We start from the raw sequence: 22,911 nt of genomic DNA, 5'->3' as shown, positions 1-22,911 counted from the left end.
CCATCAGACCAGATCGCGCAGGGCGAGCTCACTTCTGATGCGTTGCAGCACCTGCTCGATGGACAACTCCGTGGAATCCAGCTGAATGGCATCGGCCGCCGGCTTGAGCGGGGCCACTGCGCGCTGGGTGTCACGCTCATCGCGTGCACGGATCTCATCTAGCAGACTCGACAGACTAACATCTTCACCCTTGCCCTTCAACTGCAGGTAACGGCGGCGGGCACGCTCCTCGGCACTGGCGGTGAGGAAGACCTTCAGCGGCGCGTCGGGGAACACCACGGTGCCCATGTCGCGGCCGTCGGCGATCAGCCCGGGCATTTCGCGAAACGCCCGCTGGCGCCCCAGCAGCGCATCACGCACCGCCGGCAGCGAAGCAACCATGGACGCACCGGCGCCCACAGTCTCAGTGCGAATCACCTGGCTGACATCCTCACCCTCGAGGATGGTCTGCTGAAGCTTGCCGGGCTGGGCGGCGATGAACTGCACATCCAGATGGGCGGCAAGCTTGGTCAGCAGCTCTTCGTTGGTCAGGTCGACACCGTGATTGCTGGCATTGAAGGCCAGCAACCGGTACAGGGCGCCGGAATCCAGCAGGTGCCAGCCCAGCTCACGGGCCAACAGGCCGGCAACGGTGCCCTTGCCCGAGCCGCTCGGCCCGTCGATGGTGATGACCGGTGCTTGCGAATTCACGGCTTGACCTCTTCGGCGACGCGGATGCCGACTTCCTTGCACAGCGCCAGGAAGTTGGGGAACGAGGTGGCGACGTTGGCGCAGTCATGGATGCGCACCGGCGCACTGGCGCGCAGCGACGCAACACTGAAGGCCATGGCGATACGGTGGTCGCCGTGGCCATGCACTTCACCGCCACCGATCTGGCCGCCGTCGATGATGATACCGTCCGGGGTTGGCTCGCACTTCACACCCAGGGTGATCAGGCCGTCAGCCATCACCTGGATGCGGTCGGACTCCTTCACCCGCAGCTCTTCGGCGCCACGCAGTACGGTACGCCCTTCGGCGCAGGCCGCGGCGACGAACAGCACCGGGAACTCGTCGATAGCCAGCGGCACCAGTTCTTCGGGGATGTCGATGCCCTTGAGCTTCGCCCCGCGCACGCGCAGGTCAGCCACCGGCTCGCCGCCGACCTCACGCTGGTTTTCCAGGGAGATATCGCCGCCCATCAGGCGCAGGATGTCGATGACACCGGTACGGGTCGGGTTGATGCCAACGTGCTCGAGCACCAGCTCGGAACCTTCGGCGATGGACGCAGCCACCAGGAAGAACGCCGCGGAGGAAATATCCGCCGGCACTTCGATGCGGGTCGCGGTCAGCTTGCCGCCAGACTGCAACGAGGCAACCGGGCCGTTGCTGTCGACCGAATAACCAAAACCGCGCAGCATGCGCTCGGTGTGGTCACGGGTCGGCGCAGGCTCGGTGACGGTGGTCTTGCCTTCGGCATACAGGCCGGCCAGCAGCAGGCAGGATTTGACCTGGGCACTGGCCATCGGCAGCGTGTAGGTCAGGGCCTTGAGCTTGCTGCCACCGCGAATGGTCAGCGGCGGGCGGCCATCAGGGCCGGTCTCGACCACCGCGCCCATTTCCCGCAGCGGGTTGGCCACGCGGTTCATAGGGCGCTTGGACAGCGAGGCATCGCCGGTCATGGTCACATCGAACGACTGGCCAGCCAGCAGGCCGGACAGCAGGCGCATCGAAGTGCCGGAGTTGCCGACATACAGCGGGCCAGGCGGCGGCTTGAGGCCGTGCAGGCCAACGCCGTGAATGGTCACGCGGCCGTGGTGCGGGCCTTCGATGACCACACCCATGTCGCGGAAGGCCTGCAGCGTGGCAAGAGCGTCCTCGCCTTCGAGGAAGCCTTCCACCTCAGTGGTGCCTTCGGCCAGCGAGCCGAGCATGATCGAGCGGTGGGAGATCGATTTGTCGCCTGGTACGCGAATCCGTCCGGACACGCGGCCACCAGGTTGGGCCAGGAAAATCAGGTCGTTGGCGTTCATAGCGTCCACATAGGCCCGGCGGGCCAGGATTTTACTGAAATGCTCGCGGGCAACCCGGGCGCGGGTGAAAACACCCAGCAGTTGGTGCCCGTCCCCAGCATCGACCGCGTCGCGCAAGGCGTCGAGGTCGCTGCGAAATGTATCGAGGGTGCGCAGGACCGCTTCCCGGTTGGCGAGGAAGATGTCGTGCCACATGATCGGGTCGCTACCGGCGATTCTCGTGAAATCGCGAAAGCCCCCCGCAGCGTACCGGAAGATGTCCAGGTTTTCATCGCGCTTGGCCAGCGAGTCGACCAGGCCGAACGCCAGCAGGTGCGGCAGGTGACTGGTGGCGGCCAGCACTTCGTCATGGCGCTCCACTGGCATGTGCTCGACGTCGGCATCCAGCGCGCGCCACAGGCGGTCGACCAGGGCCAGGGCGGCCGGGTCGGTTTCTGCCAGCGGCGTGAGGATGACCTTGTGGCGGCGGAACAGCGCGGCATTGGAGGCCTCCACCCCGCTCTGCTCGGAGCCGGCGATGGGGTGCCCGGGGACGAAACGCGAAAGCCCCGAGGCTAAAGCCTCGCGGGCAGCGCGCACGACATTGCCCTTGGCGCTGCCGACATCAGTGATGACTGCCGGGCCCAGGTCCAGCTGCGCCAGGCGCGCCAGCAGCTTTTCCATGGCCAGGATCGGCACCGCCAGCTGGATCACGTCAGCCCCGACGCAGGCCGCAGCCAGATCAGCCTCACAGCGGTCGACCACGCCCAGCACCACAGCCTGCCTGCGCGACTCGGCATCGAGGTCGACGCCGACCACTTCGCGGCACAGCCCGCTTTCACGCAGGCCCTTGGCGAAGGAGCCACCGATCAGGCCCAAGCCAACCACAACCAGGCGGTTGATGATTGGCGCGGAGTTGTTTGTTACAGCATTGACCACGAGTGCGAACCCTGTTCAGAAGTCTTGGTAAGGCCCATCGCCGGCAAGCCGGCTCCTGCACAATCCTGCGGGAGCCGGCTTGCCGGCGATTGCAGTCCAGCTCAGAGCACCGCTTTCGGATACGACCCCAGCACCTTCAGCGCCACAGCCTCCTGGCTGATCTGCTCCAGCACCGCCTTGATCAGCGGGTCGCGGTGATGGCCGACGAAGTCGATGAAGAACACGTAGGTCCACTTGCCACTGCGCGACGGACGGGTCTCGATGCGGGTCAGGTCGATGCCGTTTTCATGGAACGGCACCAGCAGCTCGTGCAAGGCGCCTGGCTTGTTGCTCATGGAGACAATGATCGAAGTCTTGTCGTCGCCGGTCGGCGGCACTTCCTGCTGGCCGATCATCAAGAAACGCGTGGAGTTGTCCGGACGGTCTTCGATCTTCTCGGCCAGGCGGGTCAAACCATACAGATTGGCCGCCATATCGCCGGCGATCGCCGCAGAGTTCCACTCACCCTTGACCCGCTTGGCCGCCTCGGCATTGCTCGAAACAGCAATGCGCTCGACGTTCGGGTAGTGCGCGTCCAGCCACTTGCGGCACTGGGCCAGCGACTGGGCGTGCGAATAGATGCGGGTGATGCTGTTGGTCTTGGTGTTCTCGCCCACCAGCAGGTGGTGGTGAATGCGCAGCTCGACTTCGCCGCAGATCACCATGTCATGCTCAAGGAAGCTGTCCAGGGTGTGGCTGACGGCACCCTCGGTGGAGTTCTCCACCGGCACCACGCCGAAGTTGACGGCGCCGGCCGCCACTTCGCGGAACACCTCGTCGATGGCCGCCATCGGGCGGCTGACCACGGCATGGCCGAAGTGCTTCATGGCCGCAGCCTGGGTGAAGGTGCCCTCAGGGCCCAGGTACGCCACTTTCAGCGGCTCTTCCAGGGCCAGGCACGAGGACATGATCTCGCGGAACAACCGCGCCATCTCTTCGTTACCCAGCGGGCCCTTGTTGCGCTCCATCACGCGCTTGAGCACGGCGGCTTCACGCTCGGGGCGGTAGAACACCGGCTTTTCGCCCTCGGCCAGCGAGGCAGTCTTGACCCGCGCCACTTCTTCGGCGCAGCGGGCACGGTCGCTGATCAGCTCGAGGATCTTCTCGTCGAGGCTGTCGATGCGAACGCGCAGGGCCTTGAGTTCCTGTTCGGACATCAGCCGTGCTCCTTCTCGAATTCGGCCATGTAGGCCACCAGGGCCTCGACGGACTCCTGGCCCAGAGCGTTGTAGATCGAGGCGCGCATGCCACCGACCGAACGGTGGCCCTTGAGATTGAGCAGGCCCCGGGCGTCGGCACCGGCCAGGAAGGCCTTGTCCAGGCGCTCGTCAGCCAGGCGGAACGGCACGTTCATCCACGAACGGGCGTTGTGGCTGATCGGGTTGCTGTAGAAGTCGCTGCTGTCGATGAAGCCGTACAGGCGGTCTTTCTTGGCGCGGTTGCGCTGCTCCATGGCCTCGACGCCGCCCTGCTCCTTGAGCCACTCGAATACCAGGCCCGAGAGGTACCAGGAGTAAGTAGCCGGGGTGTTGTACATCGAGCCGTTGTCGGCCGAGACCTTGTAGTCGAGCATGGTCGGGCAGCTGCTGCGGGCGCGGCCCAGCAGGTCTTCACGCACGATCACCACCACCAGGCCGCTCGGGCCGATGTTCTTTTGCGCACCGGCGTAGATCAGGCCGTACTGCGACACATCGATCGGGCGCGAGAGAATATCCGAAGACATGTCCACCACCAGCGGCACGTCACCGGTTTCCGGCACCCAGTCGAACTGCAGGCCGCCGATGGTTTCGTTGGACGCATAGTGAACGTAGGCAGCGTTCTTGGTCAGCTTCCACTCGTTCTGGCCGGGGATAGCCAGGTAGTCGTAGGGCTTGGCGCTGGCAGCCACGTTGACGCTACCGAAACGGCGGGCCTCTTCGATGGCTTTTTTCGACCAGATGCCGGTTTCGACATAGTCGGCGGTGCCGTTTTCCGGCAGCAGGTTCAGCGGAATCTCGGCGAACTGCTGACTGGCGCCACCCTGCAGGAACAGCACCTTGTAGTTGGAGGGGACGGACAGCAGGTCACGCAGGTCCTGCTCGGCCTTTTCGGCGATGGCCACGTAGTCGTCGCTGCGATGGCTCATTTCCATCACCGACAAGCCCTTGCCACGCCAGTCCAGCATTTCGGCCTGGGCACGCTGCAGCACAGCGTCTGGAAGCGCGGCAGGGCCTGCGCAGAAGTTAAAGGCTCGTTTGCTCACATCCACTCTCGCTCTGCCAAATAGAACAAATCGTAAATCTTCGATGCCGCCGGAACCCCTGTAGGAGCGGGTTTACCCGCGAACAAGGGCGAAGCCCTTGCCATACACCGCGGTGTCTTCTTCGCGGGTGAACCCGCTCCCACAGGATATCTGCCTGGCCTGCGGATAGGGTCCAACCCCTTATCAGTCAAACGGGGCGACCTTGGTCGCCCCGTTCGGGTAGTGCACTTGCTTATTCCTGCGGTGCCTCTTCGGCGCCGGCGCTGTCCTCACCTGCCGCATCCAGCACGCCGGTGTCAGCCTCGTCGCCCTCGACGATATCGTCGAGCTCATCCTCGGACGGCTCCTGGATTCGCTCCAGGCCCACCAGCGTCTCGTCGCTGGCCAGCTTGATCAGCGTCACGCCCTGGGTGTTACGGCCCAGGCTGGACACCTCGCCGACCCGCGTGCGCACCAAGGTACCCTGGTCGGAAATCAGCATGATCTCCTCGCCTTCCTGCACCTGGATGGCGCCGATCAGCAAACCGTTGCGCCCCTTGGTGCCCATGGCGATCACGCCCTGGCCACCACGCCCGCGCCGCGGGAACTTGGACAGCGGGGTGCGCTTGCCGAAGCCTCGCTCGGAGGCGGTAAGGATCTGCGCACCAGACTCAGGGATCAGCATCGAAATGATCTGCTGGCCCTTGCCCAGCTTCATGCCGCGCACACCGCGGGCAGTACGGCCCATTTCACGCACCACGCTCTCGGCGAAGCGGATCACCTTGCCCGCGTCGGAGAACATCATGACTTCCTTGGCGCCGTCAGTAATGGCGGCAGCGATCAGGGTGTCACCTTCCTTGAGCTTGAGCGCGATCAAACCGTTGGAGCGCGGACGGGCGAACTGCACCAGCGGGGTCTTCTTGACGGTACCGGAGGCGGTGGCCATGAAGATGTACGCGCCAGTCGGGTCGGCGGCCCACTCAAGGGTGTCGCCGTCTTCTTCGTCGACTTCCTCGACTTCGACCAGCTCGCCCTCGAGCACGCTCTCGTCGCTGTCTTCCAGCTCTTCCTCAGGGTCGGCGTGCTGCTGCAGCGCCTCAAGGTCGATCTGCAGCATCGCGGTGATGCGCTCGCCCTCTTCAAGCGGCAGCAGGTTCACCAGCGGGCGGCCACGGGCAGCGCGGGACGCTTCGGGGATTTCGTAGGTCTTCTTCCAGTACACCTTGCCCTTGCTGGAGAACAGCAGCAGGGTGGCGTGGCTGTTGGCAACCAGCAGGTGCTCGATGTAGTCCTCGTCCTTGACGCCGGTGGCCGACTTGCCCTTGCCGCCACGGCGCTGGGCCTGGTAAGCGGACAGCGGTTGGGTCTTGGCGTAACCACCGTGGGAGATGGTCACCACGCGCTCTTCTTCGGGGATCATGTCGCCGTAGTTGAGGTCGTGGCTGGCGTTGAGGATCTCGGTGCGGCGTGCATCGCCGTACTCGGCACGGATCGCTTCGAGTTCTTCGCGAATCACTTCCATCAGGCGCGTGGCGCTGCTGAGGATGCGGATCAGCTCGCCGATCTGCTCGAGGATTTCCTGGTACTCGGCCAGCAGCTTCTCGTGCTCGAGGCCGGTCAGGCGGTGCAGGCGCAGGTCAAGAATCGCCTGAGCCTGTTCCGGCGACAGGTAATACTTGCCATCACGCAGGCCGTATTGCTCGGGCAGGTCTTCCGGGCGGCACGATTCGGCACCGGCGCGCTCGACCATCACCTGCACGGCGCTGGATTCCCAGGCGGTGCTGACCAGCGCTTCCTTAGCCTCGGACGGCGTCGGCGAAGCCTTGATCATGGCGATGACCGGGTCGATGTTCGACAGCGCAACCGCCTGGCCTTCAAGAATGTGGCCACGCTCGCGGGCCTTGCGCAGCTCGAATACGGTACGCCGGGTCACCACTTCACGGCGGTGACGGACGAACGCTTCGAGCAAATCCTTGAGGTTGAGCAGGCGCGGGCGACCGTCGATCAGGGCGACGATGTTGATGCCGAACACGCTCTGCAGCTGGGTTTGCTGGTAGAGGTTGTTCAGCACCACCTCCGGCACCTCGCCGCGACGCAGCTCGATGACGATACGCATGCCGTCCTTGTCGGACTCGTCGCGCAGCTCGGTGATGCCTTCGATCTTCTTCTCTTTGACCAGCTCGGCGATCTTCTCGATCAGCCGCGCCTTGTTCAGCTGGTACGGCAGCTCGGTGACGACGATCTGCTGGCGGCCACCGACCTTGTCGATGTCCTCGATGATCGAGCGGGCACGCATGTAGATGCGGCCACGGCCGGTGCGGTAGGCATCGATGATGCCCTGGCGGCCGTTGATCTGGCCGGCGGTCGGGAAGTCCGGGCCCGGGATGAACTGCATCAGCTCATCGACCGTGATGTCCGAATTGTCGATCAGCGCCAGGCAACCATCGATCACTTCGCCCAGGTTGTGCGGCGGAATGTTGGTGGCCATGCCCACGGCAATACCGCTGGAACCGTTGACCAGCAGGTTGGGGATCTTGGTCGGCATGACCGCCGGGATCTGCTCGGTGCCGTCGTAGTTGGGTACCCAGTCGACAGTTTCTTTGTGCAGGTCGGCCAGCAGCTCGTGGGCCAGCTTGGTCATGCGCACTTCGGTGTATCGCATGGCCGCGGCGTTGTCGCCGTCCACCGAACCGAAGTTGCCCTGGCCATCGACCAGCAGGTAGCGCAGCGAGAACGGCTGCGCCATACGCACGATGGTGTCGTACACGGCGGTGTCGCCGTGCGGGTGGTACTTACCGATCACGTCACCGACCACACGGGCGGATTTCTTGTACGGCTTGTTCCAGTCGTTGCCCAGTTCGCTCATCGCGTACAGCACGCGGCGATGCACGGGCTTCAAGCCGTCACGTGCATCGGGCAGCGCTCGCCCGACAATCACGCTCATCGCGTAGTCGAGGTAAGACTGTCTCAGTTCGTCTTCGATATTGACCGGGAGGATTTCTTTGGCCAGTTCGCCCATGAGAAGCCTGATTCCTTTTTCTGGTGAAACTTCGCCTGATCCCTCGAAGGACGAACGAAGCTCGCCGCCGCAGCGTTAGGTAGGTGCGACGACATACGACAAATCAATGAGTTGTGCCATGGATCTGCGCAATGAAGGCCGCGCGCATGGGCGGCCTTGGAAACTGCCGGATGTTACCACAAAGCCTTGGCGCATGGGAGATATGGCAAGGGGCCGCACAGCTGATCAAAAGCCCATCCGAATGAGTGAGAAAACACCCCTTCGCAAGCCAGGCGCTGCACCTGCAGGAGCAGGCTTGCCCGCAATGGGCTGCCCAGCAGCCCCGCCTCTCACTCACAGGTACCGCATGCCTTCAATGCAGGCGCTTGCGGCACATCAACTGGGCGATCTTGGCCACATCCGGCCGCTCGACCACGCCTTTTTCGGTGACGATCACATCGATCAGGTCGGCCGGCGTCACATCCACCACCGGGTTGTATGCCTCGATATCCGCGGTCACCTGAATACCCTCTACTTCCAGCAACTCTTCCTCGCCGCGCACTTCCAGGGTGATGTCCTCACCGGTGGGCAGGTTCAGGTCGATGCTGCTGCTCGGCGCCACCACCATGAAGCGCAGGCCATGGTGCATGGCAGTCACCGCCAGCTGATAAGTGCCGATCTTCGCCGCCACGTCGCCATTGGCAGCGATGCAGTCGGCGCCGACCACCACCCAGGTGATGCCCTTGGTCTTCATCAGGTGCCCGGCCGCAGCATCGGCGACCACTGCCACCGGCACACCGTCCACCGCCAGCTCCCAGGCCGTCAGGCGCGAACCCTGCAGCCAGGGGCGGGTCTCGCACACATACACCTGCTCGACCATGCCCTCCATGGCCGCAGCACGGATCACCGCCAGCGCAGTGCCAAAGCCGCCACTGCCCAGCGCCCCGGCATTGCCATGGGTGAGCAGGGCCTGCTCGCTACCCTGGTGCTTGCGCATGTGCTCCAGGCCGAACTGAGCCATGGTCAGGTTGGCCTCGCGGTCGCTGTCATGGATGGCCACAGCCTCCGCTTCCATCACCGCCAGCAGGTCTTCATCAGGGCGCACCCGCTGCAGGCGCTCACGCATGCGGTTGAGCGCCCAGAACAGGTTGGCCGGCGTCGGGCGCGCCTCGCCCAGCAGCAGAAAGTCTTCTTCCAGCGCCTCTTCCCAGCCCTCGCCCTCGGCCAGGCGCTGGCGCAGCGCCAACACCAGCCCATAAGCGGCGCAAATGCCGATGGCCGAGGCGCCGCGCACCACCATGTCGCCGATTGCCTCGGCCACCTGCGCCACGTCGCTGCACGCCAGCCAATGCTGCTCGAGCGGCAGCAAACGCTGGTCGAGCAGATGCAGCACGCCGTCGCGCCACGCGATGCCTGTCACCGTCTCTGCTGCCAAGAGTTGCTCGCGCATCGCCATTTCCCGTTACCCGGCCATGAAAAGCCGGCGATTATAGCGACCCTCGGCAACGGGTGCTCGGGTATACTGCGCGTTTAACCGACAGCGCCCAGGTAGATGCCCCGCATGCCCAGCCCCACTCCCCCTCTCGACCTGCTGCTGGCACCTGCCTGGCTGGTGCCCGTGGAGCCGGCCGGCGTGGTGCTCGAAGGCCATGCACTGGGAATGCGCGACGGCCTGATCGCCTGGCTCGGGCCGCGCGAACGCGCCCCGCATGCGCTGCAAGTGCGCGAGCTGCCTGGCTGCGTGCTCACCCCAGGGCTGATCAACGCCCACGGCCACGCCGCCATGACCCTGTTCCGCGGCCTGGCCGACGACCTGCCGTTGATGACCTGGCTCAAGGAGCATATCTGGCCGGCCGAAGGGCGCTGGGTCGACGAAGCCTTCGTGCGCGACGGCACCGACCTTGCCATCGCCGAGCAGCTCAAGGGCGGCATCACCTGCTTTGCCGACATGTACTTCTTCCCCCGCGAAGCCTGTGACCGGGTACACCGCAGCGGCATCCGCGCGCAAATCGCCGCACCGCTGCTGGACTTCCCCATCCCCGGCGCGCGCACCCCGGAAGAAGCCCTGCACCAGGCCATCGAACTGTTCGGCGACCTGCGCCACCACCCGCGCATCAGCGTCGCCCTCGGCCCCCACGCGCCCTACACCCTGAGCGACGCCAGCCTGGAAAAAATCCGCGTGGTCGCCGACCAGCTGGATGCCCCGGTGCACATGCACATCCACGAAACTGCCGGCGAAGTCGAGCAGGCCGTCGCTGACAGCGGCGAACGCCCGCTGGCGCGCCTCGCCCGCCTGGGCCTGCTGGGGCCCAACCTGCAAGCGGTGCACATGACCCAGGTCAGCGACGACGATCTGGCCCTGCTGGTAGAAAGCAACACCAGCGTGGTTCACTGCCCGGAAAGCAACCTCAAGCTGGCCAGCGGCTTCTGCCCGGTCGAACGCCTGTGGCAGGCCGGGGTCAACGTGGCCGTGGGCACCGATGGTGCAGCCAGCAACAACGACCTCGACCTGCTCGGCGAAACCCGCACCGCAGCCCTGCTGGCCAAGGCCGTGGCCGGCAGCGCCACCGCGCTGGACGCCCACCGCGCACTGCGCATGGCCACCCTTAATGGCGCCCGGGCGCTGGGCCTTGCGGCCGTTACCGGTTCGCTGCAAGTGGGCAAGGCCGCCGACGTGGTCGCCTTCGACCTCAACGGCCTGCTGCAGCAGCCGGTGCATTGCCCGGTGTCGCAACTGATCTATGCCACCGGCCGTGACTGCGTCAAAGACGTCTGGGTCGCCGGCCAGCCGCTGCTGCTGGACCGGCGCCTGACGCAAATGGATGAAACCGCGCTGGCCAATACCGCCCGCGCCTGGGGCGCCCGCATCAACGGGCGCCAGGAATGACCGGCCGCCAGCCCAGGCTGGCGCCCTGTGCACTATTTACATGAGTTTCAGAGGACTGTTCAGATGAGCAACGTCGACCACGCCGAAATCGCCAAATTCGAAGCCCTGGCCCACCGCTGGTGGGACCGCGAAAGCGAGTTCAAGCCGCTGCACGACATCAACCCGCTGCGGGTCAACTGGATCGACGAGCGCGTCAGCCTCGCCGGCAAAAAAGTGCTGGACGTCGGTTGCGGCGGCGGCATCCTCAGCGAAGCCATGGCCCAGCGCGGCGCCACCGTCACCGGCATCGACATGGGCGAGGCGCCACTGGCGGTGGCCCAACTGCACCAACTGGAGTCCGGCGTGCAGGTGGAGTACCGGCAGATCACCGCCGAAGCCCTGGCCGAAGAAATGCCCGAGCAGTTCGACGTGGTCACCTGCCTTGAGATGCTCGAGCACGTGCCCGACCCCTCGTCGGTGATCCGCGCCTGCTACCGCATGGTCAAACCCGGCGGGCAGGTGTTCTTCTCCACCATCAACCGCAACCCCAAGGCTTACCTGCTGGCGATCATCGGCGCCGAGTACATCCTCAAGATGCTGCCGCGCGGCACCCACGACTTCAAGAAATTCATCCGCCCATCCGAGCTTGGCGCCTGGAGCCGCGTTGCCGGCCTTGAAGTGAAGGACATCGTCGGGCTGACCTACAACCCGCTGACCAAGCACTACAAGCTGAGCACCGACGTCGACGTCAACTACATGATCCAGACCCTGCGCGAGGAATGAGCATGCGCCTGCGAGCAGTACTCTTCGACATGGACGGCACCCTGCTGGACACCGCGCCAGACTTCATCGCCATCTGTCAGGCGATGCTCGCCGAGCGCGGCCTGCCGGCGGTCGACGACGCGCGCATTCGCGAGGTGATCTCCGGTGGCGCCCGCGCCATGGTTGCCGCCACCTTCGCCATCGAGCCCGACAGCGACGGCTTCGAGGCCCTGCGCCTGGAGTTCCTCGAGCGCTACCAGCGCGACTGCGCGGTGCACAGCAAGCTGTTCGACGGCATGCCGGAGCTGTTGGCCGACATCGAGCGCGGCAACCTGCTGTGGGGCGTGGTCACCAACAAGCCGGTGCGCTTCGCCGAGCCGATCATGCAGCAGCTGGGCCTGGCCGAGCGTTCGGCGCTGCTGATCTGCCCCGACCACGTGAAAAACAGCAAACCCGACCCCGAGCCGCTGATCCTGGCCTGCAAGACCCTGAACCTGGACCCGGCCAGCGTCTTGTTCGTCGGTGACGACCTGCGCGACATCGAGTCCGGCCGCGATGCCGGCACCCGCACCGCCGCCGTGCGCTATGGCTATATTCACCCCGAGGACAACCCCAACAACTGGGGCGCCGACGTGGTGGTGGACCACCCGCTGGAACTGCGCAAGGTGATCGACAGCGCGCTGTGCGGCTGCTGACTTCCCAGGCCTGACACCCGCTCCTACAGGGACTGTGCCGCCCACAGATTTCAAGGACACATCACATGTTCGACTACACCGCCCGCCCCGACCTGCTCAAGGGCCGCATCATCCTGGTCACCGGCGCCGGCCGCGGCATCGGCGCTGCTGCCGCCAAGGCCTATGCCGCCCTGGGCGCCACCGTGCTGCTGCTGGGCAAGACCGAGGCCAACCTGAACGAGGTCTACGACCAGATCGAAGCCGCCGGCCACCCACAGCCGGTGGTGATCCCGTTCAACCTGGAAACCGCCCTGCCCCACCAGTACGACGAGCTGGCGGTGATGATCGAAGACCAGTTCGGCCGCCTCGACGGGCTGCTCAACAATGCCTCGATCATCGGCCCGCGCACGCCCACCGAGCAGTTGTCGGGCGACAACTTCATGCGCGTGATGCACATCAACGTCAACGCCACCTTCATGCTCACCAGCACCCTGCTGCCGCTGCTCAAGCTGTCGGAGGACGCCTCGGTGGTATTCACCTCGAGCAGCGTCGGGCGCAAAGGCCGCGCCTACTGGGGTGCTTATGGCGTGTCGAAGTTCGCCACAGAAGGCCTGATGCAGACGCTGGCCGACGAGCTAGAAGGCGTGGCCCCGGTGCGCTCCAACAGCATCAACCCCGGTGCCACCCGCACCGCGATGCGCGCCCAGGCCTACCCCAGCGAGAACCCGCAGAACAACCCGCTGCCTGAAGAGATCATGCCGGTGTACCTGTACCTGATGGGGCCGGACAGCAAAGATGTGAACGGGCAAGCGCTGAACGCGCAGTGATGACCTGAACCGGCCTCTTCGCGGGCAAGCCCGCTCCCACAGGAACGCCACCTTCAACGATTGCGCCACCCTGTGGGAGCGGGCTTGCCCGCGAAGAAGCCAACACAGGCTTCAGCCCGCCGCCAGCGCCGGGCGCAGGCGCCCCTGCTGGCGCCCCTCCAGTTGCATGCAACGTTCCAGGAACAGGAACATGCAGTCGTAGCTCTTGCAGATCGCCCGGCGCAGTTCGGTGCGCAACCCCAGCGTGGGGTTTTCGCCGGCCAGGGTGCAGATGATCTCCAGCGCCTCCCAGGGGTGTGCATCGTCGTACTGCGCGTGCATCTTCAGCCACTTCATCGCCCGCTTGCGGTCTTCGTCGGCAAAGCCCTGGGCGTAGGTGTCACCGGCGCACACCACCGCCGCCCACTCGCCCGTGGCACCCTCGATGGCGTAGTTGGTCGCCGCCATGGCAATCGCCAGTGACTCGGTGGCGCACACCCGCCAGCACCAGTCGTTGAGGCCGTTGAGCTCCGGCGGCACCTCCTGGGCCTGCAGGTCGCGCAGGTGGATACCATGGGCCTGGCACCAATGCACCCAGTAGTCGGCGTGGTTGAGCTCGACGCGGATGTTGCGCATCAGCCAGCGCCGCGCCATGTCTTCACCGGCATGGCGGCCGTAGCGGGTCTTTTGCAGGTTGTGGGCCATGTACAGCGAGAACTGCTCCACCACCGGCCAGCCGCCGATCAGGTACTGGCGGATGGTCGCCGGGCGCAGCTGGCCGTCGCGCAAACGCTGGTAGAACTCATGTTCCACCACGCGGCGCTTGCTCTGGCGGCAATCTTCGATCAGTTGCTGGGCCCAATCCGGATAACTTGCCGGGTCCATCAAGGGCCCGATCCGTACGAACGCGTCAATCACTGTCAGCTCCTTGATTCCCTGTGATTTACCGTCATTGCTCAGCGAAAGGTCCCTGGCGCCCTGTGCAACAGGGGCCTCGCTGCAATCCGTTGGCGCTGCAGGCTGTCGCAGGTGAACACCTGCGGGCGTTCGATCAGGTAGCCCTGGGCGTAATCGACGCCGATTTCCTGCAAGGCCTGCTCGATCAGCGGTGTCTCGACGAACTCGGCAATGGTCCGCTTGCCCATGACGTGGCCGATGTGATTGATCACTTCGACCATCGCCCGGTTGATCGGGTCGTCGAGCATGTCTTTGACGAAACTTCCGTCGATCTTCAGGAAGTCTACTGGCAAATGCTTCAAATACGCGAATGACGACATTCCGGCGCAGAAATCGTCCAGGGAGAACTTGCAACCCAGGCCCTTCAATTCATTGATGAAGCGAATAGCGCTTCCCAAATTCGCGATAGCGCTGGTCTCGGTTATTTCAAAACAGATTAAGCGCGGCGGTATATCGAACTCGCCAAACAGCCGCTGCAGGTACTCGAGGAACTTGTCATCGCCGATGCTGGTGCCCGACAGGTTGATCGCGCACATGGCCAGCGGCCCCTCGCGGCCTTCGTCCAGGCACTGGCGAATCACCTGGAACACGCTGCGCACCACCCAGCGGTCCAGCGCGGTCATCAGCCCGTAACGCTCGGCGGCGGGGATGAAACTGTCGGGCAGGATGGTGCGGCCGCTTTCATCGTGCAGGCGCAGCAAAATCTCGATATGGCCGGCGCCCTCCATGGCCTTCAGCGGTGCGATTTCCTGGGCGTACAGGCAGAAGCGGTTCTCTTCCAGGGCCACGTGCAGGCGCTGGATCCAGGCCATCTCGCCAAAACGCATCGACAGCTCGCTGTCGTCGGCGTGATACACCTGCACCCGGTTGCGGCCCTTCTCCTTGGCCATGTAGCAGGCCATGTCGGCGGCGCGCAGCGAAGCCTCGAGCGTGCTGGGCGCCTGGGCGATATGCACCAGGCCAATGCTCACGGTGGTGACAAACGGTCTGCCCTTCCACACAAAATGCAGGCTTTGCACGGCTTGGCGCAGTTGCTCGGCGATGCGTTCGGCCTGCTCTGACGGGCAGTTTTCCAGCAGCACGCCGAATTCGTCGCCGCCAAGGCGCGCCAGGGTGTCAACCTCGCGCAGGCCCGATTGCAGCACAGCGCAAATGTGCCGCAGCAGTTCGTCGCCGGCGGCGTGCCCGCAGGTGTCGTTGACCAGCTTGAACTGGTCCAGGTCGAGGAACATCAGCGAATGCCGGCCGGCCTGGCGCGACAGACCGTTCAGCGCCTGCTCCAGGCGGTACTCGAACTCGCGGCGGTTGGCCAGCCCGGTCAGGGCGTCGTGGGTGGCCTGCCACGACAGGTTGGCGATGTACTGGCGCTCCTGGGTCATGTCGTGCAGCACGACGACGATGCCGCTGACCTGGCCGTCGGTAAGAATCGGCGAGCCCACCAGGTTGACCGACACCGTGCTGCCATCCAGGCGCTGGATCAGCCGGGCGTGCTCGGCGCCGCCCTTGAGGCTGCCGCTGAGCACCTGCTCGACCAGGGTGCGGCTGTCTTTTTCGGCGTTTTCGTCGAGCAGGCTGAACAGCGCTGCCAACGGCAAGCCTTCGGCCTGGGCCGCCTGCCAGTGGGTCAGTTGCTCGGCGGCGGGGTTCATGTAGGCGATGCAGCCGTCGACATCGGTGGTGATCACCGCATCGCCAATCGACTCCAGGGTAACCTGCGCCCGCTCTTTCTCTTCCTGCAACGCCATGGCGAAGGCCTGGCGCTGGGCCAGCAGCTTGCCCGAGCGGCGCCAGGCCATGGCGATCAGGAACAGCGCCGTGACCAGGTTGGTGATCATCAGCACCCGCAGCAGCATGCGTGAACCTTCGCCCAGCGCGTCACTGAAGGCCTTGGCGGCCGGGGTCACGCCGTCGTTGATGGCAACGATGCGCGCCTTCCATTCGGCTACCTGGCGGGCATCGGCCGCGCCGCTGGCAAAGCCCTCGCGCATCTGCCCGGCCAGCACATCGAGCTGGCGCAGGTAGTCGTCGCCGACATCCCAGTAGTCGATGGCGGTCTGCAGGTAGCTGACCTGGCGGAAGTTACGGTAGAACCAGATGATCCGGGCGACATCGTCGGGGTGGTTGCCGCCCTGCAAGATGCCCTTGCGCGCGGCGTCCAGGTCGGGCCGGGGCAGGTCCAGGGCCACGCGCAGGTCGTGGTCGCCCTGGGGCACCAGAATGGCCTGGCGGTAGCGCTGGTAGGTCAGCGGGTGGCGGTCGTCGGCGTACAGGCTCAGGTAGTAGATGGCGTCCTTCTGCGCCTTGGACCACAGGCTCTCGCCCGCCACGTAGGCGCGCACCGCCGACAAGGCATAAAGGCTGGCGCTGCCCAGCAGCACCTGGAACAACACAACAGCGACGAACGGCCAGATGATACCCAGCAGCCTTGGCGCCTCGAGAGTCCGATTTCCCTTCATGTAGTCCCTGTCACTGCGGCAGATAAGGCACGAATCGACCTAGACAACGCTCAGCGTAGGCCATTTGCCATGCGTGCGACGGGGATTTTGAAGGCAGGGAAATCGCGCACGCCCTTGCAGGAGCGGCCTTGCGCCGCGAAGGGCTGCAAAGCAGCCCCAGCAATCATCAAGGCTGCCTGGATCGGGGCTGCTACGCAGCCCATCGCGGCACAAGGCCGCTCCTACAAATGGCCAGGCTCAGGTTTGCTGCAGGTGCCCATACAACTTGGCATACAACCCACCCTCGGCAATCAGCTGCTGGTGGTCGCCATCCTCGGCCACATGCCCGCCATCGAACACCAGCACCCGGTCGGCCTGTTTAACCGCCGACAGCCGGTGGGCGATGATCAGCGTGGTACGCCCGACCAGAAAACGCGCCAATGCCTGGTGCAGGTTGTACTCGGTGGCAGCATCCAGCGCCGAGGTGGCCTCATCCAGGATCACCACCTTGGGCTCGGCCAATACCATGCGGGCAATGGCCAGGCGCTGGCGCTGCCCGCCCGAAAGACGCACGCCGGAACGCCCGACCACGCTGTCCAGGCCCTGGGGCAGTGCGGCGATGGTGGCATCCAGCTGGGCGATGCGCAGCGCCTGCCAGCAGGCTTCGTCGGTGCAGTCGCAGCCCATTGTCAGGTTGGCGCGCACGCTGTCGTTGAACAGCGACGGGTGCTGCAGCACCACCGCCACGTTTTCGCGCAGGGTCTCAAGGCCAATTTCCTGCAGGCTCGCGCCACCAAAGCGAATGGTGCCGGCCTGGGCGCTGTACAGCCCCAGCAGCAGTTGCACCAGGGTGCTCTTGCCGCCGCCGCTGGCGCCGACAATGGCCACCTTCTCGCCGGGGGCAATGGCCAGGTTCAGCTGGTCCAGCACCGGCTCGTCGGCGTAGGCGAAGCGCAGGTCGCGTACCTCGATACCCAGCGTCTGGCGCCCGGCAAAGGGGTCGCTGGCCGCAGGGTACTGCGGCTCGTCGGCCCGCGCCAGCAGCTCGTTGAGCCGACTCAGGGCGCCGCCTGCGGCGTAGTAGGCGTACTGCAGGTTGAGCAACTGCTCCACCGGGCCGATCATGAACCACAGGTAGCTGAACACCGCCAGCATCTGGCCGATGGACAGGTCGGAGAACAGCACGGTGAGCATGGCCGCGGCGCGGAAGATGTCGATGCCGAACTGGAACAACAGCCCGCTGGCACGCCCGCTGGCGTCGCTCTTCCATTGCGAGGCCACGGCGTAGTCGCGCACTTCGCGGGCACGCAGGCCCAGCCGGCCGAGGAAGTAACCCTGGCGGTTTCCGGCACGGATCTCCTGAATGGCATCAAGGGTTTCGCTCAGCGCTTGGGTAAAACGCGCGGTGCTGTCGTTCTCGAGCTTTTTCAGGTGCTTGACGCGCTTGCCCAACTGCACGGTGAAGTAGATCACCAGCGGGTTGAACAGCAGGATCAACAGCGCCAGCTGCCAGTGCATCCACATCAATATGGCGGCAGTGCCGGTAAGCGTGAGCACGGCCACCAAAAAGCGGCTGAGGGTTTCGCCGACGAACTTGTCGAGGGTGTCCAGGTCGGTGACCAGATGCGTGGTCACCGTGCCGCTGCCCAGGCTTTCGTACTCTTTCAGTGATATGCGCTTGAGCCGCTCGATCAGGCGGATGCGCAGACGGTAGACGATATCCTTGGCCAACCCGGCAAACAGCTTGGCCTGCACCACGTTGAAGGCCAGCGCCGCCAGGCGCAGGCTCAGGGTGAAGGCAAGCATCAAGCCGATATAACCTGCCGCCACCTGCCAGCCGGCGGGCAAAAACTGGTTCATCCACTTCAGCGCGGCGTCGCCGCGGCCCAGCAGCACTTCGTCCACCAGCAGCGGCAGCAGCAACGGAATGGGCACGCTGCACAGGGCCGCAAGCACGGCCACCAGGTTGGCGGTCCACAGGGCTTTCTTGTGGTGCAGGGCCAGGCGGCGGATTTCCGCCCAGCTCAGGCGGTCGGGCACAACGGAGGGCTTCCCGGGCACCGGGTCGGGCGACCCGGGCACATCAAGCACAGGCAGCCTGCTGCAGCCAGCGGCCGAGCAAGGGTTGCAGGCTGTCCAGCGGCTGGTAGCCGTTGGTCAGCAAGGCCAGCTGGCCGTTGCGCTCAGCCAGCAGCGTGGGGAAGCCGGCAATGCCCAGGTCCTGCACCCAGGCAAAATCGGCGCTGGTGGCGGCGCGGGCGTCATGGCCGGCAAAGCGTTGGGCGAACGTCTCACGGTCGAAGCCGGCCTGTGCGGCCAGCTCCACCAACTGCGGGGCGCGGGTAACGTCCACGCCCTGCTGGTAAAACGACGCCTGGATCAGCTTGAGCAGGCCCCACATGCGCGCCTCGTCCAGCTCGCGCGCGGTCACCAGGGCGCGGCAGGCAGGCTCGGTATCGTAGACGAAACCGTCAGGCATGGCGCCGTCGAACAGAAACGGCTGCCCAGTGGCATCTGCCACGGCCTGCCAGTGCTCGAGGATGTACTTGCGGGTCGAGGCGTCCAGCGCACTGCCGCCGCTGCGCAGGCCGCCGGGCACCAGGCGGGTGCTGACGCCCGCGGCCGCGGCCTGGGCGATCAGGGCCTCGGCCACCGGCGCGAAACCCCAGCACCAGGAGCACATCGGGTCCATCACGTAGATCAGGCGGGCAGTCATGGATCAGGCCTCGGCTTTGTAGTTGAAACCGATCGGGTGTGGCAGGTTGCGCGCCTTGGCCAGCTCGATCTGCTTCTGCCGGTCGATGGCGCTGCGCCGGGTCTTCTCGCTCAGCGAATCCCAGCAATGCGGGCAGCTCACACCGGGCGAATAGTGCTCGGACTCGCGGTCCGCCGCATCGATCGGGTGGCGGCAGGCGTGGCACTGGTCGTACTCGCCCTCGCTCAGGTCGTGGCGCACGGTGACCCGGTTGTCGAAGACGAAGCAGTCGCCTTCCCACAGGCTTTCGTCCTGGGCTACTTCCTCGAAGTATTTCAGCACGCCGCCCTTGAGATGATAGACCTCTTCGAAGCCTTCTCCGAGCATGTAGCTGGAGGCTTTTTCGCAGCGGATGCCACCGGTGCAGAACATCGCCACCTTCTTGTGCTTGCTCGGGTCGAAGTTGGCCTTGATGTACTCGGGGAACTCGCGGAAGGTCTCGGTCTTCGGGTCGAGGGCGCCCTTGAAGGTGCCGATGGCCACTTCATAGTCGTTGCGCGTGTCGATCAGCAGCACTTCGGGGTCGCTGATCAGCGCGTTCCAGTCCTTGGGCTCGACATAGGTACCAACGGCCTTGTTCGGGTCGACGCCCGGCACACCCAGGGTGACGATCTCTTTCTTGAGCTTGACCTTGGTGCGGTAGAACGGCTGCTCGTCGCAGTACGACTCTTTATGGTCGATATCCACCAGCCGTGCGTCGCTGCGCAGCCAGGCCAGCAGGCCATCGATGCCTTCGCGGGTGGCCGAGACGGTGCCGTTGATGCCTTCGTTGGCCAGCAGCAAGGTGCCTTTGACGCCGTTGTCGAGCATCACCTTGAGCAGCGGCTCGCGCAGTTCGACGTAGTCTTCGAGGGTGACGAACTTGTACAGCGCCGCCACGACGATCGGTTGGGTCATTGCGTTGATTCTCCAGGTGGCTGCCCTCGTAAGGGGCGAACCGGAATGACAATTTTACGATTGCACAAAACCATCGCGGGGCAAGCCCGCTCCCACGTGGGAGCGGGCTTGCCCCGCGATGGCGTCAGTGCGAAATCTGCAGGAGGCGGCAGTTTACCAGAACCCCGGAAAGGATTCAGTGCCCGCCGCCGGCGCACACCGGCGAAGCCGGCGCCACGCCCACCTGCGCCCACTCCTCGGGGGTGTAGGTGTGGATGGCCAGGGCGTGGATCTCGCCCATCAGCTCACCCATGGTGGCGTAGACCTTCTGGTGGCGCTTGACGCTGTTCAGCCCGGCGAACTGCTCGCTGACCAGCACCGCCTTGTAGTGCGTCTCCTGGCCACGGCTGTGCATGTGGCTTTCGTTGTGCACTTCAAGGTGCGCGGTGCCCAGCGGCGCCAGTTGCTGCTCGATGCGTTGCTGCATGCTCATCGCGCTCGGCTCACTTCTTCGCAGGGGCGGCGGCCTTGCCGGCGTTCGGGTCGAGTTCCTTGGTCATGTCGTCGAGCAGCTTGTTGACCACAGGTACCGCAGGCTCGAGGCTCTGCTGGGTGAGCTGGGCCGACTGCTGGGTGACCTTGGGCATTTCACGCAAGACTTTCTTGCCCAGCGGCGACTCGTAGAACTTCACCAGGTCGTTCAGCTCGGCCTCGGTGAAGGTGGCGGTGTACAGGTTGACCATCTGCGGCTTGAGTTTCTTCCAGCCGATGGCGTTGTCCAGGGCGGCGTTGGCCTTGGCCTGGTAGCTGTCGAGCACGTTCTTCTTCGAAGCCGGTGCCTTGGTCTGTTCGAAACGCTGGGCGAACATCTGCTGGACCTGCATGTACACCGGGGTGCCCAGTTTGTCGGCATTGGCCAGGGTCAGGAATTTCTCGGCAGCAGCGTTGTGGCTGGGGGTGGCAGCGAGTACCTGGCCGCTGGCGCAAACCAGGGCAACGGCGGCACAGAGGGCACGGAGACGGGTCATTGCATTTCCTTCGTGAAAGGGAGGCGGGTACCTCAGAGTAGAGCATTCTGCGCCGTGGTGGCGATGCGCTCAAGTGGCACGACGAGCGATGCAACTGCTCGGTCGAATCACGGCCTAAACTGCGAATTCGCACTGCTAAAAGGAGAAAGCGCAGCATGAGCCGTATCGAGACAGACAGCCTGGGCCCGGTCGAAGTTCCAGAGCACGCCTACTGGGGGGCGCAGACCCAGCGCTCGCTGATCAACTTCGCCATTGGCAAGGAACGCATGCCACTGGCGGTGCTGCATGCCCTGGCGCTGATCAAGAAAGCCGCTGCGCGGGTGAATGACCGCAACGGCGATTTGCCGGCCGACATCGCCCGGCTGATCGAGCAGGCCGCCGACGAAGTGCTCGATGGCCAGCATGACCAGCAGTTCCCGCTGGTGGTGTGGCAGACCGGCAGCGGCACCCAGAGCAACATGAACGTCAACGAAGTGATCGCCGGGCGCGCCAACGAGCTGGCCGGCAAGGGCCGCGGCGGCAAGGTGCCGGTGCACCCCAACGACCACGTCAACCGTTCGCAAAGCTCCAACGACTGCTTCCCCACCGCCATGCACATCGCCGCCGCCCAGGCGGTGCACGGCAAGCTGCTGCCGGCCATCGCCGAGCTGTCGTCCGGGCTGGCCGAGCTGTCGGCGCGCCACCAGCACCTGGTCAAGACCGGCCGCACCCACATGATGGACGCCACCCCGATCACCTTCGGCCAGGAGGTCTCGGCCTTCGTCGCCCAGCTCGACTACGCCCAGCGCGCCATCCGCGCCAGCCTGCCGGCGGTGTGCGAGCTGGCCCAGGGCGGCACGGCGGTAGGCACCGGGCTCAACGCCCCGCACGGTTTCGCCGAAGCGATTGCTGCCGAGCTTGCGGCGCTGTCCGGCCTGCCCTTCATTACCGCGCCGAACAAGTTCGCCGCGCTTTCCGGCCACGAGCCGCTGACCAGCCTGGCCGGCGCGCTGAAAACCCTGGCCGTGGCCCTGATGAAAATCGCCAACGACCTGCGCCTGCTCGGCTCCGGCCCACGCGCGGGGCTGGCCGAAGTGCGCCTGCCGGCCAACGAGCCGGGCAGCTCGATCATGCCCGGCAAGGTCAACCCCACCCAATGCGAAGCGCTGTCGATGCTGGCGTGCCAGGTGCTGGGCAACGACGCCGCCATCGGTTTTGCGGCCAGCCAGGGCCACCTGCAACTGAACGTGTTCAAGCCGGTGATCATCCACAACCTGCTGCAGTCGATCGAGCTGCTGGCTGACGGCTGCAGCAACTTCCAGCAGCACTGCGTGGCCGGCATCGAGCCCGACGCCGAACAGATGGCCGCGCACCTGGAGCGCGGGTTGATGCTGGTAACTGCGCTGAACCCGCACATCGGTTACGACAAGGCCGCAGAAATCGCCAAGAAGGCCTACAGCGAAGGCAAGACCCTGCGCGAGGCGGCGCTGGAGCTCAAGTACTTGACCAACGAGCAGTTCGACCAGTGGGTAAGGCCCGAGAACATGCTGGCACCAGGGGGTAAAGGCTAAACTCACAGACGCTACGC

18 protein-coding genes are annotated in these 22,911 nt (G+C 65.1%); 5 read left to right on the top strand and 13 right to left on the bottom strand.

The features are described 5' to 3' along the window. Positions 1-3 precede the first annotated feature (3 nt). The 6 genes from cmk to mtnA form a co-directional block, all read right to left on the bottom strand. Positions 4-690: a (d)CMP kinase gene (gene cmk, locus KSS93_RS10365; protein WP_217888193.1), complete on the bottom strand. Its 687-nt coding sequence runs from the start codon at positions 688-690 to the stop codon at positions 4-6. Next, the gene (locus tag KSS93_RS10360; RefSeq protein WP_217888192.1) at positions 687-2,927 is read right to left on the bottom strand and encodes a bifunctional prephenate dehydrogenase/3-phosphoshikimate 1-carboxyvinyltransferase; all 2,241 of its coding nucleotides are present in this window, start codon (positions 2,925-2,927) and stop codon (positions 687-689) included. The genes cmk and KSS93_RS10360 overlap by 4 nt, the downstream gene beginning before the upstream one ends. A 101-nt stretch (positions 2,928-3,028) precedes the next feature. After that, positions 3,029-4,123, bottom strand: coding sequence for a prephenate dehydratase (pheA, locus tag KSS93_RS10355; protein WP_217842311.1), 1,095 nt, complete (start codon positions 4,121-4,123; stop codon positions 3,029-3,031). Continuing rightward, positions 4,123-5,208 (bottom strand): 3-phosphoserine/phosphohydroxythreonine transaminase, encoded by a 1,086-nt coding sequence (serC, locus tag KSS93_RS10350; protein ID WP_217842310.1) that lies wholly within the window; start codon positions 5,206-5,208, stop codon positions 4,123-4,125. Before serC ends, pheA begins: the two co-directional genes overlap by 1 nt. A 232-nt stretch (positions 5,209-5,440) precedes the next feature. Further along, the gene (gene gyrA, locus KSS93_RS10345) at positions 5,441-8,206 is read right to left on the bottom strand and encodes a DNA gyrase subunit A (RefSeq protein ID WP_217888191.1); all 2,766 of its coding nucleotides are present in this window, start codon (positions 8,204-8,206) and stop codon (positions 5,441-5,443) included. Between the two features lie 352 nt (positions 8,207-8,558). Then, a complete protein-coding gene (gene mtnA, locus KSS93_RS10340) occupies positions 8,559-9,635 on the bottom strand; it encodes an S-methyl-5-thioribose-1-phosphate isomerase (RefSeq protein ID WP_217888190.1) in 1,077 nt (358 codons plus the stop codon). A 111-nt stretch (positions 9,636-9,746) separates the two neighbouring features. Here mtnA and KSS93_RS10335 point away from each other — a divergent pair, with 111 nt between their 5' ends. From KSS93_RS10335 to KSS93_RS10320, 4 genes are all read left to right on the top strand, one after another. Continuing rightward, positions 9,747-11,072, top strand: coding sequence for a TRZ/ATZ family hydrolase (locus KSS93_RS10335; RefSeq protein WP_217888189.1), 1,326 nt, complete (start codon positions 9,747-9,749; stop codon positions 11,070-11,072). A gap of 63 nt (positions 11,073-11,135) precedes the next feature. Continuing rightward, positions 11,136-11,834 (top strand): bifunctional 2-polyprenyl-6-hydroxyphenol methylase/3-demethylubiquinol 3-O-methyltransferase UbiG, encoded by a 699-nt coding sequence (gene ubiG / locus KSS93_RS10330; protein ID WP_217842306.1) that lies wholly within the window; start codon positions 11,136-11,138, stop codon positions 11,832-11,834. A gap of 2 nt (positions 11,835-11,836) precedes the next feature. Then, positions 11,837-12,508, top strand: a complete 672-nt coding sequence (mupP, locus tag KSS93_RS10325) for an N-acetylmuramic acid 6-phosphate phosphatase MupP (protein WP_217888188.1) — start codon at positions 11,837-11,839, stop codon at positions 12,506-12,508. 65 nt (positions 12,509-12,573) lie between these two features. Further along, positions 12,574-13,314: a YciK family oxidoreductase gene (locus tag KSS93_RS10320; protein WP_217842304.1), complete on the top strand. Its 741-nt coding sequence runs from the start codon at positions 12,574-12,576 to the stop codon at positions 13,312-13,314. A gap of 111 nt (positions 13,315-13,425) precedes the next feature. Here the strand turns inward: KSS93_RS10320 and KSS93_RS10315 are convergent, their stop codons facing one another. The 7 genes from KSS93_RS10315 to KSS93_RS10285 form a co-directional block, all read right to left on the bottom strand. After that, a complete protein-coding gene (locus tag KSS93_RS10315; RefSeq protein ID WP_217888187.1) occupies positions 13,426-14,211 on the bottom strand; it encodes an iron-containing redox enzyme family protein in 786 nt (261 codons plus the stop codon). Between the two features lie 38 nt (positions 14,212-14,249). Continuing rightward, complete coding sequence (locus KSS93_RS10310) at positions 14,250-16,706, bottom strand: EAL domain-containing protein (RefSeq protein ID WP_217888186.1); 2,457 nt, start codon at positions 16,704-16,706, stop codon at positions 14,250-14,252. 237 nt (positions 16,707-16,943) lie between these two features. Further along, a complete protein-coding gene (locus KSS93_RS10305; protein WP_217888185.1) occupies positions 16,944-18,776 on the bottom strand; it encodes an ABC transporter ATP-binding protein in 1,833 nt (610 codons plus the stop codon). After that, entirely contained in the window at positions 18,769-19,401 is a 633-nt protein-coding gene (locus KSS93_RS10300) for a DsbA family protein (protein ID WP_217888184.1), read from the bottom strand. Before KSS93_RS10300 ends, KSS93_RS10305 begins: the two co-directional genes overlap by 8 nt. 3 nt (positions 19,402-19,404) lie before the next feature. After that, positions 19,405-20,337, bottom strand: coding sequence for an oxygen-dependent tRNA uridine(34) hydroxylase TrhO (gene trhO, locus KSS93_RS10295; protein WP_217888183.1), 933 nt, complete (start codon positions 20,335-20,337; stop codon positions 19,405-19,407). Positions 20,338-20,512: 175 nt separating this feature from the next. Next, on the bottom strand, positions 20,513-20,809 hold the full coding sequence (locus KSS93_RS10290) for a BolA family protein (protein WP_217888182.1): 297 nt from the start codon (positions 20,807-20,809) through the stop codon (positions 20,513-20,515). A gap of 10 nt (positions 20,810-20,819) precedes the next feature. Next, a complete protein-coding gene (locus KSS93_RS10285; protein ID WP_217888181.1) occupies positions 20,820-21,344 on the bottom strand; it encodes a DUF2059 domain-containing protein in 525 nt (174 codons plus the stop codon). Positions 21,345-21,499: 155 nt separating this feature from the next. On the opposite strand from KSS93_RS10285, the gene KSS93_RS10280 reads away from it, so the two are divergent. Further along, positions 21,500-22,894, top strand: coding sequence for a class II fumarate hydratase (locus KSS93_RS10280; RefSeq protein WP_217888180.1), 1,395 nt, complete (start codon positions 21,500-21,502; stop codon positions 22,892-22,894). Positions 22,895-22,911: the final 17 nt, after the last annotated feature.

This window comes from Pseudomonas xanthosomatis, from assembly GCF_019139835.1.
Classification (GTDB): domain Bacteria; phylum Pseudomonadota; class Gammaproteobacteria; order Pseudomonadales; family Pseudomonadaceae; genus Aquipseudomonas; species Aquipseudomonas fakonensis.
This window is presented reverse-complemented; position numbering and strand designations above follow the sequence as displayed.

Bases quoted from the DNA above. Each gene is read 5' to 3' on its own strand.
- pheA (WP_217842311.1), bottom strand. From the start codon at position 4,123: ATGTCCGAACAGGAACTCAAGGCCCTGCGCGTTCGCATCGACAGCCTC.
- gyrA (WP_217888191.1), bottom strand. From the start codon at position 8,206: ATGGGCGAACTGGCCAAAGAAATCCTCCCGGTCAATATCGAAGACGAA.
- mtnA (WP_217888190.1), bottom strand. From the start codon at position 9,635: ATGCGCGAGCAACTCTTGGCAGCAGAGACGGTGACAGGCATCGCGTGG.
- KSS93_RS10335 (WP_217888189.1), top strand. From the start codon at position 9,747: ATGCCCAGCCCCACTCCCCCTCTCGACCTGCTGCTGGCACCTGCCTGG.
- ubiG (WP_217842306.1), top strand. From the start codon at position 11,136: ATGAGCAACGTCGACCACGCCGAAATCGCCAAATTCGAAGCCCTGGCC.
- mupP (WP_217888188.1), top strand. From the start codon at position 11,837: ATGCGCCTGCGAGCAGTACTCTTCGACATGGACGGCACCCTGCTGGAC.
- KSS93_RS10320 (WP_217842304.1), top strand. From the start codon at position 12,574: ATGTTCGACTACACCGCCCGCCCCGACCTGCTCAAGGGCCGCATCATC.
- KSS93_RS10310 (WP_217888186.1), bottom strand. From the start codon at position 16,706: ATGAAGGGAAATCGGACTCTCGAGGCGCCAAGGCTGCTGGGTATCATC.
- KSS93_RS10300 (WP_217888184.1), bottom strand. From the start codon at position 19,401: ATGACTGCCCGCCTGATCTACGTGATGGACCCGATGTGCTCCTGGTGC.
- trhO (WP_217888183.1), bottom strand. From the start codon at position 20,337: ATGACCCAACCGATCGTCGTGGCGGCGCTGTACAAGTTCGTCACCCTC.
- KSS93_RS10290 (WP_217888182.1), bottom strand. From the start codon at position 20,809: ATGAGCATGCAGCAACGCATCGAGCAGCAACTGGCGCCGCTGGGCACC.
- KSS93_RS10285 (WP_217888181.1), bottom strand. From the start codon at position 21,344: ATGACCCGTCTCCGTGCCCTCTGTGCCGCCGTTGCCCTGGTTTGCGCC.
- KSS93_RS10280 (WP_217888180.1), top strand. From the start codon at position 21,500: ATGAGCCGTATCGAGACAGACAGCCTGGGCCCGGTCGAAGTTCCAGAG.